Annotated in this window: 14 protein-coding genes; 9 read left to right on the top strand and 5 right to left on the bottom strand. The window is 60.6% G+C overall.

Annotation, left to right across the window (positions count from 1 at the left end):
* Window positions 1-11 precede the first annotated feature (11 nt).
* The 3 genes from IP85_RS05835 (at window position 12) to IP85_RS05825 (ending at window position 3748) form a co-directional block, all read left to right on the top strand.
* Entirely contained in the window at window positions 12-908 is an 897-nt protein-coding gene (locus IP85_RS05835) for a CPBP family intramembrane glutamic endopeptidase (protein WP_245280808.1), read from the top strand.
* 73 nt (window positions 909-981) lie between these two features.
* The gene (locus tag IP85_RS05830) at window positions 982-1752 is read left to right on the top strand and encodes a CPBP family intramembrane glutamic endopeptidase (protein WP_054148739.1); all 771 of its coding nucleotides are present in this window, start codon (window positions 982-984) and stop codon (window positions 1750-1752) included.
* Between the two features lie 358 nt (window positions 1753-2110).
* Window positions 2111-3748: a phosphoethanolamine--lipid A transferase gene (locus IP85_RS05825; protein WP_245280807.1), complete on the top strand. Its 1638-nt coding sequence runs from the start codon at window positions 2111-2113 to the stop codon at window positions 3746-3748.
* Between the two features lie 102 nt (window positions 3749-3850).
* Here the strand turns inward: IP85_RS05825 and IP85_RS05820 are convergent, their stop codons facing one another.
* The gene (locus tag IP85_RS05820) at window positions 3851-4390 is read right to left on the bottom strand and encodes a cytochrome b/b6 domain-containing protein (protein WP_054148737.1); all 540 of its coding nucleotides are present in this window, start codon (window positions 4388-4390) and stop codon (window positions 3851-3853) included.
* 3 nt (window positions 4391-4393) lie between these two features.
* Complete coding sequence (locus IP85_RS05815) at window positions 4394-4660, bottom strand: PepSY domain-containing protein (RefSeq protein WP_054148736.1); 267 nt, start codon at window positions 4658-4660, stop codon at window positions 4394-4396.
* 156 nt (window positions 4661-4816) lie between these two features.
* Here IP85_RS05815 and IP85_RS05810 point away from each other — a divergent pair, with 156 nt between their 5' ends.
* Both IP85_RS05810 and IP85_RS05805 read left to right on the top strand, forming a co-directional pair.
* The gene (locus tag IP85_RS05810; protein ID WP_054148735.1) at window positions 4817-5485 is read left to right on the top strand and encodes a response regulator transcription factor; all 669 of its coding nucleotides are present in this window, start codon (window positions 4817-4819) and stop codon (window positions 5483-5485) included.
* A complete protein-coding gene (locus IP85_RS05805) occupies window positions 5475-6830 on the top strand; it encodes a HAMP domain-containing sensor histidine kinase (protein WP_054148734.1) in 1356 nt (451 codons plus the stop codon). Before IP85_RS05810 ends, IP85_RS05805 begins: the two co-directional genes overlap by 11 nt.
* Window positions 6831-7629: 799 nt before the next feature.
* On the opposite strand, the gene phnF is transcribed toward IP85_RS05805, so the two are convergent.
* Together phnF and IP85_RS05795 are read right to left on the bottom strand one after the other, a co-directional pair.
* Entirely contained in the window at window positions 7630-8403 is a 774-nt protein-coding gene (phnF, locus tag IP85_RS05800; protein WP_054148733.1) for a phosphonate metabolism transcriptional regulator PhnF, read from the bottom strand.
* Between the two features lie 13 nt (window positions 8404-8416).
* Window positions 8417-9583 (bottom strand): alpha-D-ribose 1-methylphosphonate 5-triphosphate diphosphatase, encoded by a 1167-nt coding sequence (locus IP85_RS05795; RefSeq protein WP_082347602.1) that lies wholly within the window; start codon window positions 9581-9583, stop codon window positions 8417-8419.
* 119 nt (window positions 9584-9702) lie between these two features.
* Here IP85_RS05795 and IP85_RS05790 point away from each other — a divergent pair, with 119 nt between their 5' ends.
* From IP85_RS05790 to IP85_RS22515, 4 genes are all read left to right on the top strand, one after another.
* The gene (locus IP85_RS05790; protein WP_054148732.1) at window positions 9703-10560 is read left to right on the top strand and encodes a PhnD/SsuA/transferrin family substrate-binding protein; all 858 of its coding nucleotides are present in this window, start codon (window positions 9703-9705) and stop codon (window positions 10558-10560) included.
* 78 nt (window positions 10561-10638) lie between these two features.
* Complete coding sequence (locus IP85_RS05785; RefSeq protein ID WP_054148731.1) at window positions 10639-11385, top strand: ATP-binding cassette domain-containing protein; 747 nt, start codon at window positions 10639-10641, stop codon at window positions 11383-11385.
* Window positions 11378-12169, top strand: coding sequence for a phosphonate ABC transporter, permease protein PhnE (gene phnE / locus IP85_RS05780; RefSeq protein WP_171901562.1), 792 nt, complete (start codon window positions 11378-11380; stop codon window positions 12167-12169). The genes IP85_RS05785 and phnE overlap by 8 nt, the downstream gene beginning before the upstream one ends.
* 726 nt (window positions 12170-12895) lie before the next feature.
* Entirely contained in the window at window positions 12896-13558 is a 663-nt protein-coding gene (locus tag IP85_RS22515) for a hypothetical protein (RefSeq protein WP_245280806.1), read from the top strand.
* Between the two features lie 56 nt (window positions 13559-13614).
* Here IP85_RS22515 and IP85_RS05770 read toward each other — a convergent pair whose 3' ends face one another.
* On the bottom strand, window positions 13615-15249 hold the full coding sequence (locus tag IP85_RS05770) for an FGGY-family carbohydrate kinase (protein ID WP_054148729.1): 1635 nt from the start codon (window positions 15247-15249) through the stop codon (window positions 13615-13617).
* Window positions 15250-15303 lie beyond the last annotated feature (54 nt).

Raw genomic sequence — 15303 nt, 5'->3', positions numbered from 1 at the left:
GGTCAGGCACTTTGGCCCGTCAGGAACAGACGAGGGATTTATGGGATGCAACAAAGGGTGCGCCGCCACTCTGGCTGCGCATCCTGCAGTTTCCGCTGACACGCCTCCTTGTGCTCGCCCCACTGCTATTCCTCTTGATGGGCATCAGCAATGGGTTCTGGAGCGTCCAATTTGCCGATCGGCCTCTGCTGGCGATTGCCAGCGCGGCCCTCATGGCGGCGCTGGCCATTGCCGTCTATGTGGGCTTCGTCCGTTTCGTGGAAAGGCGCCCCGTGGACGAACTGGCCCTGCCGGCGATGGGCCGCGAACTGGGCCTCGGCCTGTTCGCTGGCGCCGGCCTATACACACTGTGTGTCGTGATCCTGGTCCTTCTCGGGGTCTACAGCATCGACGGCATCAATCCCGCTTCGCTCATGCTTCCGTCCGTGGCGATGGCATTGAGTTCGGGTGTCTTCGAGGAACTGCTGCACCGGGGCACGATCTTTCGCAATGTCGAAGCGCTTGCGGGAAGCTGGATTGCGCTGGTTGCCTCGGCGCTGATCTTCGGCCTGGTGCATCTTGGTAACCCGGACGGCAACATCATCGGCGCGCTCGCCATCACCATCGAGGCGGGCCTGCTGCTTGCCGCTCTTTATCTGGTCACGCGAAGGCTTTGGTTGAGCATCGGTGCCCACATCGCGTGGAACTTCACCCAGGGCGGCATCTTCTCCGGCTCGGTGTCAGGCGCCTTCGAACAGCCAGGCCTGTTCAAGGCCGTGATCGAAGGGCCGCAGCTTTTGACCGGCGGAAAATTCGGGATGGAAGCGAGCCTTGTCGCGCTTGTTATCTGTACTGCGACGGGCCTTTTGGTCCTACTCATGGCCGTGAAGCGCAAAAACATGGTGCCGCCGATGTGGAAACGGACCTGATGAGATGCCGGGAAGAGGCGCAATACTGCCGAGTATCGCCACGGCAAAGGCAAGTGAACAAAGGTAGGTTCAAATGAATTTTGCACACGGGAAGGCCCGTCTCCCTCTCAGCCTCATCGTCTACGTGCTCTGGGCCGCGATCACCATTGGCGGCGGGATCTGGCTGAGCGGCGGGCAAAAGCAGTCCTTGATTGAAGGCCTTTCCAAGGGACCACTGTGGAACGTTATCGCGGCCTTTCTCTTCCTCGTCCTCGTCATCATCACGGCGGGTTGGCGCGATATGAAATTCGGGGCACCCGACCCGATGAGCTCGCTTCGGATCATGTGGTTCCCGGCACTTTACGTCATTGCGTTCCTCAGCATGGCAGGCCTCCTCGGCTTGCCACCGTTGAGCCTGATGCTTCTGATCTTTCTCAGCACCGCATTCGTCGGCCTGTCAGAGGAGACAATGTTCCGTGGTGTGCTGTTTGAGGCTCTGCGGACCCGGGTGAAGATCTGGCCCGCGATGATATGGACATCGATCCTGTTCGGCTCCGTCCACATCCTCAACGCATTGACGACGGGCGAATTCCTGAACGCCTTGCTGCAGGCCTTTACCGCGACCTTGAGCGGCTTCGCCTTCATCGCCATTCTCGTTCGCACCGGCTCGATCTGGCCGGCGATCATCTATCATGCGCTGTGGGACTTCGGCACATTCGCGATCTCTGCCAGCAGCGAGGCAAGCGGTGCCGCGTCGAGCGGCGAAGTCGACAGATGGGCCTTCCTGCTGCCTGTACTGCTCGTCCTGCCAAACTTTCTCTATGGGATGTACCTTCTGCGACACGTTCGGAACGAGGATGTTTGAGTAGGAAGAAGCCTTTCGCCCAGTGACTAGAAAAGGGCTTCACTGTGCCTTTGTGCCAGCAGCGTTTGTCGCCGACGTCATGGTCTCTGCCGTAGTCGACGCCAAAAGTCGGGAATGCGGCGTGACGCCACTCCCGCGCTATGTCCGCTGCCAGGCGAGGGCAATGAAGACCGAACGACCGAAATGGAGGCGCATAGCAGAAATCATTACGGCAGGGGGGCCTGGGCATACTGGTGGGCTCGAAGCTGATCTGGCTGACCGTCGAGAACGCATTCCTCCATAAGCAACGTTCAGGTGTCTGTCAGCTTTGCACGGCAGTGCATCGGATCTTAGGATCCATGCACGAAAGGAAGCGGGCTTGTTGAAGACGCTTTTGAAGTTCAGACCGCGCTTGCGCAGCGAATGGCTGAGCATACTCACCGCAGTCTATCTGCTGTTTTTCATGAACGGGACTTTCTGGGGCAAGTCCTTCCTCTACCTCCAGGGGCAAGGCTTCGCGCTTGTTGGGCTGGCGGTCGGTCTTTTGGCCGCCTTTGTCGCGCTGACCGTCACGTTCTCAGCCAAATACCTGATCAAGCCGGCCCTGATCCTCATGGTGATCACCAGCGTGGCGAGTGCGTGGTTCATGGATCGTTTCGGCGTGATCGTCGACACTGAGATGATCCGCAACGCGGCCGAGACCAACACGGCCGAGGCCGGCCACCTGATGACCGGTGCCTTTGTCCTTCATATGGGGCTCTTTGGTATCCTGCCCTCGCTGTTCATCGCCTGGGTCGAGGTCGTGCACCGTCCACTCCTCAAAAAACTCATAGTCAATCTGATGATCATCGCGCCGTCTCTGCTGGTATTTGCTGGTGCTGGCCTCTCGCACAGCGGCACATTCATCTTCAGCACCCGTGAGCACCGTGACTGGTTCCGAACGCTGAACCCGATCTTTCCGGTCGGAAGCGCGGCCAGCTTCCTGATTGGACGATCACGCGAGCAAGCGATTGTTCTCCAGCCGATCGGTACCGATGCCAGGGTTTTGGATGCTCTGCCGGCCAATGGCCGCCGACCACGCGTCACGATCATCGTCGTTGGCGAAACGGCGCGGGCGCAGAGTTTCCAGCTCGGCGGCTACGAGCGCCCGACGAACCCTCAGCTTTCGAAGCGCGACATCACCTATTTCAGCGACACTTCTAGCTGCGGAACGGCGACGGCTGTCTCAGTGCCCTGCATGTTTTCGGTCTATGGTCGACGGGACTACTCGCACGCAAAAGCCTTGGCGACAGAGGACCTGATGGATGTCCTCACCCATGCCGGCATCAAGACCGAATGGTGGGACAACAACACCGGCGACAAACATGTCGCCGATCGAATCCAGAAGACCGATTTCTTCAAATCGAACGATCCGCGTTTCTGCCATGGCGGTGAGTGTCTGGACCAAATCCTGGTCGACGGCCTCGATGCCTGGCTGGACAAGGTGGATGGCGACGCCGTTCTGGTCCTCCACCAGCTCGGCAATCACGGCCCCGCCTATTATCTCCGCTATCCCGACGAGTTCCGCAAATTCGTGCCGGATTGCCGCTCGGCAGACTTTGATGCCTGTACGCCGGATACCATCAGGAACGCCTATGACAACGCCCTGCTCTACACCGACCATATTCTCTCCGAGGTAATCGACAAGCTGAGCGCCCATGCCAAAACGCTGGATACGGCGATGATCTACATGTCTGACCATGGCGAGTCGCTGGGCGAAAACGGTCTCTATCTGCACGGCGCGCCATATATGTTTGCGCCAGCCGAACAGACCCATGTTCCGCTTGTTCTCTGGACGTCACCCGACCTTCGACAGTCGACCGGCATCGACAAACCGTGCCTCACATCCAAGGCGGATTTGCCCCATTCGCACGACAACCTCTTCCACAGTGTGCTCGGCCTGATGCAGGTGAAGACTGCGGTCTATGACCCGGCCCTCGACATTTTTGCAGCCTGCCGCAGCAGAGTCTCGTCTTGAGGGGCACTTCAGAGATTCGGTCCATCAAACCCATCAAGCCTACTCACGACAGACAAGGACGCCGCGGTTTGCGGCGTCCTTTGTTTCGTTGGGGCTTCTCTTTCAGAGAATATCGCCGCCGTCCGGTGCGCGTTTGCGCCCGGTGAACATGGCAAGCGCAAGGTTTTCATGATGCCGGAGGCTGGCATGAATGACGCCCACCACGTGGACGGCGATGGCCACCAGCAGCAATTGAGCGAGCGCTTCATGTGTCTCCTCGACCCATTCAATGCCCCAATAGGCATCCGTCGTCTGCATCCAGCCGGTGAGCGCGATGCCACCGACCATCAGAAGCAACACGACCACCATGGCGGCCCCGAGCGGATTGTGGCCGAGATAGCGGGCCTCCTTGTGGCGAAGCATGTCGCCGGCATAGAGCAGCGTGCGCTTTGGCGAACGGATGAACTGGCTGAAACGGGCATAGCGCGTCCCGGCTATGCCGAGAACGAGCCGCAGGCCAATCAGGCCGGCGGCTGCATAGCCTGCCACCTCGTGCAGGCTCTGCAACTCGTCCGCCGTCAACCAGCACAAGGCGACACTGCCCGCGAGGCTCCAGTGAAAGAGCCTGACCGGACGATCCCAGACCTTGACTGTCGACGTCATCGATCAGTCCTCGATCTTCATGTCGACCGACTGGAGGGTCTGCGGGTCAAAATAGGCTTCGACCTTTTTGCCTTCGGCATTGATGGCATAGGCTTCATAGCAGCCGTCTTCGGTCTTGATCGAGCGGACCTTCCAGCCTTCGCCTTCAAGCTTGGTTTGCAGCGCCTCGCGCGGCTTCCAGTCGGCCATGGCGACATTGCATTTTTCGGAAGCAAGTGCGGTGCCGCCAAAGGCAGCTGCGAGGCCGAGAGCGATGATGATCTTCTGCATGGACTGTGTTCCTTTCCTGGTGTTGGACACGAGGGGAGGATCGACCCGCAAGCTGACAGCCACCTGAAGGGCGAGCTCGGACCTTGCGGGCGGTTCAGCGGACTGTCAGTTTCGTGCGCGACAAGAGATCTCGATCTCTTTGACAGGGGAAAATGAATGCGGGTCTTGCTGGTCGAAGACGATGAAATGCTCGGCGATGCGGTGAAGACATACGTGCACCGCCAGGGCCATGCCGTGGACTGGGCGCTCTCATGCGACGAGGCCGAGGCGAGCCTTCAAGCAGCCGCCTATGATCTCGTGCTCCTCGATCTCAGGCTGCCGGATGGGAGCGGGCTCGATATTCTGAAGGCTCTGCGGGCCCGCCGCGACGAGATGCCCGTCATCATCATGACGGCCCACGACCAGGTGTCCGATCGCATTGCCGGATTGAATGCCGGGGCCGACGACTATCTTGTCAAACCTGTCGATCTCGGCGAGCTCCAGGCCCGTATTCACGCCGTATCGCGACGCTATGGCACGCACAAGCTGCCCGATCTCACCATCGCAGGCATCGGAGTTTACCCTTCCGAGCGGCGGATTGCGGCTGGGGACGGTGCGGAAATCCTTCTCTCCTCCCGCGAATGGGCCGTGCTCGACAGGCTGATCGCCCGCAAACGCGCCATCGTGTCGAAGGCGCAGATCGAGGAAGCGCTTTACGCCTTTGGGGCGGAGGTCGAGAGCAACACGGTTGAAGTCTATGTCAGCCGCTTGCGCCGAAAGCTGGGCAAGGATGCAATCGAGACCGTGCGCGGTGTCGGCTACAGGATTTCCGCCGATGCGAGTTGAGACCCGAAGCCTTTCCGGACGCCTTGTCCTTTCTCTGTCGGTCCTGCTCGTGCTATTCTGGACGATCGCGGTCGGATTCTCCATTCACGTCATGCGTGCTGAATTCGATGAAGTGTTTGACAGCGCGCTGCAGGAGACCACGGAACGCCTCGCCCCTCTCGTCATCGACGATTTTTTCCGTCGCGACATCGGCAAAGGGCCGGACCAGGTGGCGGCGCTCAATCCTGGCGCAACAGACGAATACCTGACCTATCAGGTGCGCGATGCCTCCGGAAGGGTGCTTCTCCATTCGCACAATGTCGGAGCTGAACCTTATGCCGCACCGCTCTTGCCCGGCTTCTGGAGCGGCGATGACAGACGGATCTTCACCATCGCGGCGGTCAGCGATACGCTCTTCGTCCAGGTGGCGGACTCGCTCGCGCATCGACGCGAGGCGACGCTTGAAAGCGCCTTGACGCTGTTGCTGCCGATCCTCCTTCTGCTTCCGCTCGGCATGTTCGCAATCCGCTGGGTCGTCGTGCGGGCGACAAGGCCGGTCAATGAACTGCGGGACGCGATCAGTAGACGCGATGGCAACAACCTCGAACCCATCGCTTTGTTTGGGCTTCCGACAGAAATCGCGACGATACCGGGCTCGGTCAACACGCTTCTCGGACGCCTAAAGCTCGCGCTACAAGCCGAACGGGAGCTTGCCGCCAACAGCGCCCATGAACTTCGAACGCCACTCGCCGGTGCACTCGCCCAGATGGAGCTGCTGGCAGATCAACTAAACGAGCCGGATGACCGGTCGCGGTCGCATCGCGTGCTGGAAGCGCTCCGCCGCCTGTCGCTGATGCTGGAGAAACTACTGCAGCTCTCCCGCGCGGAGGCAGGCGTCGGATTATCTAGTACTCCGGTTGATTTGCTCGCCCTCGTAAAGCTGCTTGTCGAGACCTTCCAGCGCTCGCAGCATCCAACCGCGATGATCGAGTTGCGGCCGGAACCCGGGTTGCTGGGCCTCGTACGAGCAATCGACCCAGACGCCTTCGCCATTGCCTTCAACAACCTTCTGGAAAACGCAGCTCGTTACGGCGATGCCGAACAGCCCGTCACGATCGCCATCTCCGCGGATGGGCGCATCACGGTGACCAATGCCGTTTCCGTTCCACTCGATCCAGACCTTAATGTTTACCGAGCGCGCTTCAGGCGCGGCCATACGAGTAAGCCTGGAGCCGGTCTCGGTCTTGCGATCGTCGAAAAACTGGTGGCTCAGATGAGCGGCTCGATGAGCTTGAGGACTGTGGTTCTGCCTGAGGGAGTCACGGGATTCGAGTGTGAACTCTCACTCCCGCCGCCAGAACAATAACCCAAATGCGGGCCTGCGAAACCAGCGAGCCAAAGGAGACAGTCACATCAGCTTGTGAACCCGCCTGCGGACTAAATCACCGCTTCCGTCCCTATTTGTTTTAGCGCCTCCGCAAAAAACGCCGCTGACGTGCCGCGTAGAGCTGCGGCTTTAGAAGCCGTGAATTAACCTGGCGAACGACCGTAATGAAGACGCTTAGCTCCCCCGCGTAAGTACTCACCTGGCCTCCGGCTTGGCGCTCCCGAGCGGAAATAATTGCCGCTCCTCCGCCATGTTGACGTCGGCCCAAAGCCAGGGCACAAAGATGGCATCCACGGTCGCTTACGGCAGGAAAACATAGGAAAATCAAAGGCGAAATTTCTAAGTCTTTGAAATCATGTGAAAATTCAGGTTCTCCAGGCAGGCCATTTTAGGCCGGTTTTTCGCTGAAAATCAGCGACTATTTCTCACAGAAAAAAGCGACGCCTTCTCAACAACTTGAGCAATTCCGGCTGCTGTTCTTCAGGCCATCCGTCGTGCGCAGCGGGCCTCCCAAGATTGGCTGGGGACCCGCTAGCGCAGTATTCACGGGGCCGAAAGAAGAATGTCCGTTGCTGGAGTACCGCTAGGGTTAAGGCGACATTTTTGCGCATCAGATAAAGTTGCCTAAGTTCGGCCGAAACGCGGACATCAATCCCCGAACGTCAAGTGGTCGGTTTGCGGGTTCTTCCCGACATCAGCGAAATTCGCGTGACTGTCTAAAAGCCGTGTGTCTTTGCCCACCGCTCTGGGAGCCGCAAACGTCACCAAACGCCTGGCGCTACTTCGTCGGGGCTCCAAAAACGAATTCAACGGACATCAGCGGCCAGCAGCCAGATGTCCACTCAATCGTGCGGCCCTTGTCGTCCTCGTTGCGGGCGTTCAGGTGAAACACCGGCGTTCCCGGCGTCAGTCGCAGGTTCTCGGCCTCGTCCGCCGACGAGAAGCCGCCGCTAATCCGGGTCTCGACCCTTCGGAAGGCGGCGATGCCACTGGCGCGGAAGACATCCGTCACCGATTGGCGTTCAGTATAGAGTGCCTCGAAATCGGGAAACCGGTCGGCGGGAAAGTGCTTGTCGTTCACGTAGACTGGCTGGTCGCCAAGCAGTCGCAGACGCCGTAGGTGGATGATGCCCGCTCCCTCGGCAATGCGCAACCGCGCCGCGAGTTCGGCAGTCGCCAGTTCGCGCCGTACAAAGCGTGTGTCGGTGGTGATGGGGGCGCTGTGGGTCTCGATGTTCTCACGGAATGGATGCCCATCGCGGACAGAGAAGATTGCTGGCGGGCTGCGCACAAAGATGCCCACACCCTTGCGCGCCGTCAGATGTCCTTCGGCTTGCAACTGCTGGAGCGCCTGGCGCAGCGTGATGCGGGTGACGCCGAGGCTTGCCGCCAAATGCGTTTCGCCGGGCAATTGGCTGCCTGGCCTCAAGGCTCCGCCTTCGATCAGGCCAAGGATATGGTCGCGGATCTGCTGCCATATCGGCATGTCGCTGCGTGGTCCAAAGACCAGGCCCTCAAAGGTGGCGAGAGGGATTTCGGGCGTGTCGAGCATGATGATTTCCGGTTCAGGGGGCGGCTGAGGCAATCGTGGATTCGGTCTCTATCAGTGTATGTGCCGAGCAGACCAGCCGACCGCCGACGAAGGTCGCCACCACCTTCGGGTGGCGCATGTCCTTCGCATCGACGAGGATGACGTCGGCGCGTTTTCCCTCCTCGAGGCGCCCCCGATCCTCAAGCCCAGCAGCGGCTGCGGCGTTGGCAGACACGAGATGCCAGACCTTGGCGAAGTCAGCATCATCAGGGGATGCCAGCCTGAACGCGGCATGCAGTGGTGACGGATAGTGGTAGTCGGAGGCAAGCACGGTGCAAAGCCCGTCGCGGATTGCCGTCGTTGCATCAAGCGCTCCGTTGTGGCTACCGCCGCGCACCACGTTTGGCGCGCCGAGGATGACGTGCTCGCCGGCGGCGCGGGCTTCGGCAGCCGTTTCCAGCGTCAGCGGAAACTCTGAGGACACAGCCCCCAGAGCCCGGAAATGCCGGCGCTCTTTTGGTGAGGCCTCGTCATGCGCGAGCAGGACATTGCCGTTGTCGCGTGCCGCTGCCGCCAGTTGTTCGATGGCGCCGACCACGTCACTGCGGCGTTCCCAGACGCTGTCCAGCAGCGCCATGTAGTCGTCGCGCGACAAGCCGGAACGCTCCGCCATCTGGCCGATCTTGCGAGCAATCGTCCCCTTCAGCACCGAACCCGTCGTGTGGTCGTTGAAAGCCACGACAGGCTTTGGCTCTAGCGACAGCCAATCGATCACCTGCGGCAGCGCATCGAGTGCGAAGGTTTCCCAGCGCAGGTGCAGGCGCGTGTCGCAGACCAGATGCGGGCGGGCGGCGGCAAGTGCGGTGACGAAGTCGCCGGCTGCCTGCAGCGAACGAAGGCCGGGCTCCCAGGACACCGTCACGCCGTGAAAGGCGGTGGTGATGCCGTTGGCCACCAATTGCCGGTCGGTGTCGCGCAGGGCGAGACCGACGTCGAAGCGCACACCCGGCCGCGGCATGATCTGACGCTCGAAGCCGTCGCCATGGATGTCGACAATGCCCGGCAGGACAAGCAAGCCCCCGGCATCGATCTTGCGGCCGCCATTTTGGCTGCCCACCAGCTTGCCGCCTTCGATGAAGAGGTCGGTGTGTTCGAGCCTGTCAGGGCCCAGCACGGTGCCGTTGCGAATGGTCCAGTTCATCCGTCTCTCTCTGTTCCGTTTTTCGCCATCGGGCCGTCAGACTGTCACGTGCCCGTCACGTCTTGCCGCTAGGGATAGTCGCAGAAGATGCTCCTGTCTATACAGCAAAGGAAGATATCATGATCCGTTCCCTTCTCGCAGCCTGTGCAATCTCTCTCGTCTCGCTGGCGCCAGCCGCAGCCGAAAGCGTCAAGTTCGCCGTCACCGATATTGAGGGCCTGGAAGCCCTGCAGCAGGAATTCGGCGGCTTTGAAAAGGCCCTCGAACAGGCGACCGGCCTCGAAGTCGAGCTCTTCCCGGTAAGCTCGCGCACCGCAGCGGTCGAGGCAATGAATTCCGGTCAGGTTGACCTCGTCCTCACAGGCCCTGCCGAATATGTCGTCATGAAGGAGCTTGCACAGCCGCAGATCGTCGTCGCCTGGCAGCGTCCGGACTACTTCGCCCAGATCGCCGTCCTCGCCAATGGTCCGATCCGTACGGTCGATGATCTCAAGGGCACGAAGGTGTCCTTCGGCTCGGTCGGCTCGACCTCTCAGCATCTTGGGCCGGCCCAGACGCTCACCGACTACGGCCTCAAATACAATGAGGACTACGAACCCGTCATCCTCGCCCGCAACGTTGCCGCAGAAGCGCTGATCCGTGGCGACATCGCCGCTATCGGCCTTAACTTCGGACATCTTGCCTCCGTCCGCGAAGCCTTCCCGGATGTCGCCTTTGCCGTGGTCGCCCGCGGCCGTGATCTGCCGAACGACATTCTCGTTGCCCGCAAAGACCTGGCCGAGGAGACCGTCGCAAAGATCCGCACGGCCTTCACCGAAAAGGGCACCGACATCATGGCTGCTGTTCTCCAGGGCGAAGACAATCAGAAGTTCAAGGGTGGCTTCTTCCTGACCGACGTGAAGGACAGCGACTACGATTACGTCCGCTCGATGTATCGCACGATCGGCGTCGACACCTTCAACGACTTCGTCAACTGAACGGATTTCCCCGAGCCAGCGAACGGGTCGGCGCCATCAGCGCCGACCCCTCGCCATATCCGCAGAAAGAAGACCGCCATGGACGTTATCAGCACACAGGGCCTGAAGAAGGGTTATGCCAACGGGAAGCCGGTGTTTTCCGGCGTCGATATCCGCATCCGGGGCGGCGAGCGCGTGGCGCTGGTCGGCGCCAACGGAGTGGGCAAGTCGACGCTGCTCAAATGCCTGATCGGCCACACGCCATTCTGCGATGGTGAGATCTCGACGCTTGGCGAATCCTTTTGCCGCGCGCCGAACGGGTCGCAACTCAAGCGCATGCGCCAGCAGATCGGCTTCGTCTTCCAGAATCATGGCCTCGTCCGTCGGCAGTCGGTGCTGACCAATGTCGTCCACGGCAAACTCGGGCTGCCCGGCACCTGGCGCGCCTGGCATCAGGCGATTGCCGAGCGAGAAAGTCGCGAAGAGGCGATGGATGCGCTCGACCAGGTGAAGCTCTCGCACAAGGCGACGGCACGCGCCGACCAACTTTCGGGCGGTCAGGCGCAGCGCGTCGCCATCGCCCGCGCGCTGGTGCGCAAGCCCAGGCTGATGATCGCCGACGAGCCGGCTGCCAGCCTCGATCCGACGGCGGGCCGCGACATGATGGCGCTGTTCTCCGACCTCGTCCGCGAAAAGGGCATCACGCTGGTCTATACGACCCACGACATGGATCATGCGCTGAGCTTCGCCGACCGCATCGTCGCGCTGAAGGCCGGCCGCATACATTTCGATCTCCCGGTTGCCGATGTAGACCGCGAACGCCTGGATGGTGTCTTCCATGCGTGATGCTGTGCCTGCCCGTTTCTTCCGTGCCTCGCCCTTTGCCTTTGCCGTTCTGGTCGCTCTTGGTGCGCTCTTGATCGTCTCGGCCACGCAGGTCGCGCCGACACCGAACCAGTTGATCAACGGCGCTCCGAGAATGGCAAACCTGATCGAGCGCATGCTGCCGCCGAGCCTGGAACCCGGTTTCCTGATGCGCGTCACCTGGCGTACGATCGAGACCTTGCAGATCGCCTTCGTCGGCACCGTCATCGGTGTGCTACTGAGCCTGCCGATCGCTTGGCTTGCCTCGCGCACGCTGTCGCCGATCGGACCCTTCCGGCATGTCTTCAAAGTGATGATCTCGCTGTTCCGCACGGTGCCTGACATGGTCTGGGCGCTCCTTTTCGTCGCCTCCATCGGCCTTGGCGCAGTCGCCGGCACCATGACCATCATCATCGACACGATTGGCTTTTGCGGCCGCTTCTTCGCCGAAGCGATCGAGGATGCCGACAAGGAGCCGCAGGAAGCGCTATTTTCCGCCGGCGCCGGCCGCTTTTCCGTCCTCTCCGGCGCGGTCATCCCCGATGTCATGCCGTCCTTGATCAACACTTCGCAGTTCGCGTTGGAAAAGGCGGTCCGCTCGTCAGTCGTTCTCGGCCTCGTTGGTGCCGGTGGGATCGGCCAGGAGCTCAAGGTGGCATTCGATCTCTTCCAGTACCGTAATGCTTCCACCATCATCCTGGTAATCTTCGTAATCGTGCTTGTGATGGAGCTTGTGACCGACCGGTTACGGCTGAAGGCGCAATGAAGTGCTGCCGGGATGCACCTGTCAGAAGTGCCGTCCGATAGTCTCACCAGGTCTGAAATCACCACACGAACGCAATAGTTGGCAGTATCGCTGGGAGCGGAGAGAATTGTGCCGGTCTTGAGTTGGGCCACCACCTGGCCTAGAGCCCTAGCTCGTTGGCGAGATGAGGCCGCTATGGCCTCGATTCCGCTTTCGGGCACCGCCAGCGGATGCCCCGTCGTCCAATATGGCGGCGCATAGCTGCCCCTCCCCCGAAAACGCTCACCTCACCTCCAGCTTGGCGCTCCCGAGCGGAAATTATTGCCGCTCTCCCGCCATGTTGACGTCGGCCCAAAGCCAGGGCACAAAGATGGCATCCACGGTCGCTCGCGGCAGGAAAACATAGGGAAATCAAAGGCTATTTTTCTAAGCCATTGAAATCATGTGACAATCCAGGTTCCCCAGCCAATTCTCCCAAAAAGCCCTGATTCCTAAGTTCTTCCGTCGTGCCGGATCCCGTTTTGGCGTCATTGGCGGCCTGATGCCCAAGCCGAAAACGGCACGAGGCGACCTTCGGGCCTGATTCAGGGTGTCTACGTCATGGCAGTCCGCCACGGGGTCGAAAATCTTATCCGCCGGGGAAACATCTTCTACTGGCGGCCACGCATTCCAGCAGCCTTCATTCACTGCCACCCCGGCAGCAGACTTTCACTGACCCTTCATTGTTCGGATCATAGGAAGGCACAGATGATCGGCCGCAAACTCAACACGCGGCTCGCCGAATTGAAGATGCAGTCGAAGGAAACAATGTCCAAGCAGCAACTCCAGAAGCTCTTTGAACATGGGCGCGACAAGGAACTTGAGCGACTGGGAGAGATCAGCGAAGCCGCGAAGATCTTTGGGCGCGCGGGTGATGTCGTTGACATGGAGCTCGATCTTGAAGCTGGCTGGGCCTACCAACTTCTTGCGAAGTTCGGAACCCGTGTGGAACTCTCCCTGGAGGAAGGGTGCATCGGCCTTAGCTATCTCTTGAAGAATGGCGTACCAGTCTCTCACGTCGATGCCATCCGCATCAATTATCGTGCTGAGCGCACGACAGCCGTTAGCGCAAGTTTTGAAGCCGGCATCAGCAGGCTGATGTACCACTTCGAAATTGAAGACACCGCGATCAATCGCCAGCGAGCAGCGTCAAAGATCTTCGAGGGCCGCGCAGCAGCCCTCCTCGAGATCGATGAGCGCCACGAACTGGTTGATAGGACCTTGAGCGAGTTCACTGGCGGCGGCAGACCTGCCCGGCGCGCACCGCAGGTCCCCCGGCGTTCGAAACCGTCGCATCCGTTTTCAATCCAACGTCGATTGCTCCTGGCGACCCCGAGGCCGCACTCCCGGACCCGGTCCCGGCCCGCATAAGCCTCAAGCCGCAGTGTCACGAGTTGCACCCGCAGCCCGATTGCTGCCTAGCAATGCTAGAAGGACCTTATGGTCCGCGAAACTTCCTGAAGGTTGAGGAAGGCCTGATAGCGTCCTTCATGAAGTGTCGCTACACGCTCGCCACTTGGCGTATGGATCGACGCACTCCTTGCAAGTTCACGCATGGCATCGCGAACATCTTGGAAGGCGCCAGCCGCAACGCTACCAAGAATGGCAGAGCCGAGCAGGACAGGTTCGTCCGCTTCAGTCGCGACAACAGGCTTGCAGCAGGCGTCCGCCAGGATCTGGCGCACCAACGGGCTTGCACCAGCGCCACCGCTGATCACCACCCGCTCGACGGACGCACCGGATTTTGCCTGCGTCTCGATGATCTGGCGCAGTCCGTAGCCAATCCCACAGAGGCCGGCGATGTAGAGAGCGATCAGACTGTCGAAGTCACGTTCCATTCCAAGGCCAGCAATGACGGCGCGGGCATGCGGATCGGCAAAAGGAGCGCGGTTCCCGAGAAATTCCGGCACGACATGCAGGCCTGCAGCAAGGTTGACGGCCTCTGAGGCAGTGGCAATCTTGAGTGCTGCCTGCTCGGCCATGAAGGCGGGCAAAGACTTCCCCTCGGCCTGTGCCCGGGCGGTCGCCTCCGCGGCAGCGGGATGGAAGGAGAGAAGCTGATCTATCGCCGCGCCAGCGGCACTCTGGCCACCCTCGTTAAGCCACATGCCGGGTACCATGGCCGAATAATACGGTCCCCAGACACCGGGCACGAAGACGGGATCAGCCGTTGACGTCATGGTGCAGGAGGAGGTCCCGAACACGTAAGCCAGGTTCTCGGCCGGCTTGCCGCCGATGCCGACCGTGCCGATGCCACCCGCATGAGCATCGATCATGCCCGCGGCGACCGCAGTGCCGGGCTTGAGACCCATGGCTTCGGCGGCTTGAAGCGTCAGTCCCTGCCCCAATCGGGTGCCGGGCTCGACGATGTCAGTACCGATGCGGGTAAAGCCCTCCTTCGCCAGTTCGGCCAAGCCGATCTGATCGAAATAACTTTGATCCCAACGCGCCTCATGGGCGAGATAGGTCCATTTGCAGGTTACCGTGCAGGTCGAGCGCGAAAGATCGCCGGTCGATTTCCAGGTCAGAAAATCGGCGAGATCGAAGAACTGCCAAGCGGCTGTGAAAGTCGCCGGGCGATTTTCCTTAAGCCACAGGATCTTCGGCGTCTCCATCTCGGGCGAGATGCGGCCACCGACATAGCGCAACACATCATGCCCCATCTCATTGATTCGTTCGGCCTGGGCCACGGCGCGGTGGTCCATCCAGACGATGATGTCACGCTCCGCCTCTTCCGAGGGGCCGACTGCGAGCGGCTTACCACCCTCACCCAGCACCACCAGCGAGCAGGTCGCGTCAAAGCCGAGCCCGATGACCTGATCCGGTGCAACGCCCGCCGCATGCACGGCTTCGCGAATGATCGCACAGACGGCATTCCAGATCTCGGTGCTCGACTGCTCGACGATCGAGCCAGCCTCGCGAAAGAGCGTGATATCGCGCTTCGCGACCGACAGCATGCGGCCCTCAAGGTCGAAGAGGCCAGCACGTGCGCTGCCCGTTCCGACATCGACGCCGATGACGTAACGCGTGGCTCCCTCGGTCGAGTTCTGTGCTGAGGTCATGGTCTTCTCGTCTGTTTCGGCATTGCAAGGCAGGCTGGTGAGGATCAAGCTGGC

It is taken from the genome of Rhizobium sp. AAP116, from assembly GCF_001295785.1.
Lineage (GTDB): Bacteria > Pseudomonadota > Alphaproteobacteria > Rhizobiales > Rhizobiaceae > Allorhizobium.
This window is presented reverse-complemented; position numbering and strand designations above follow the sequence as displayed.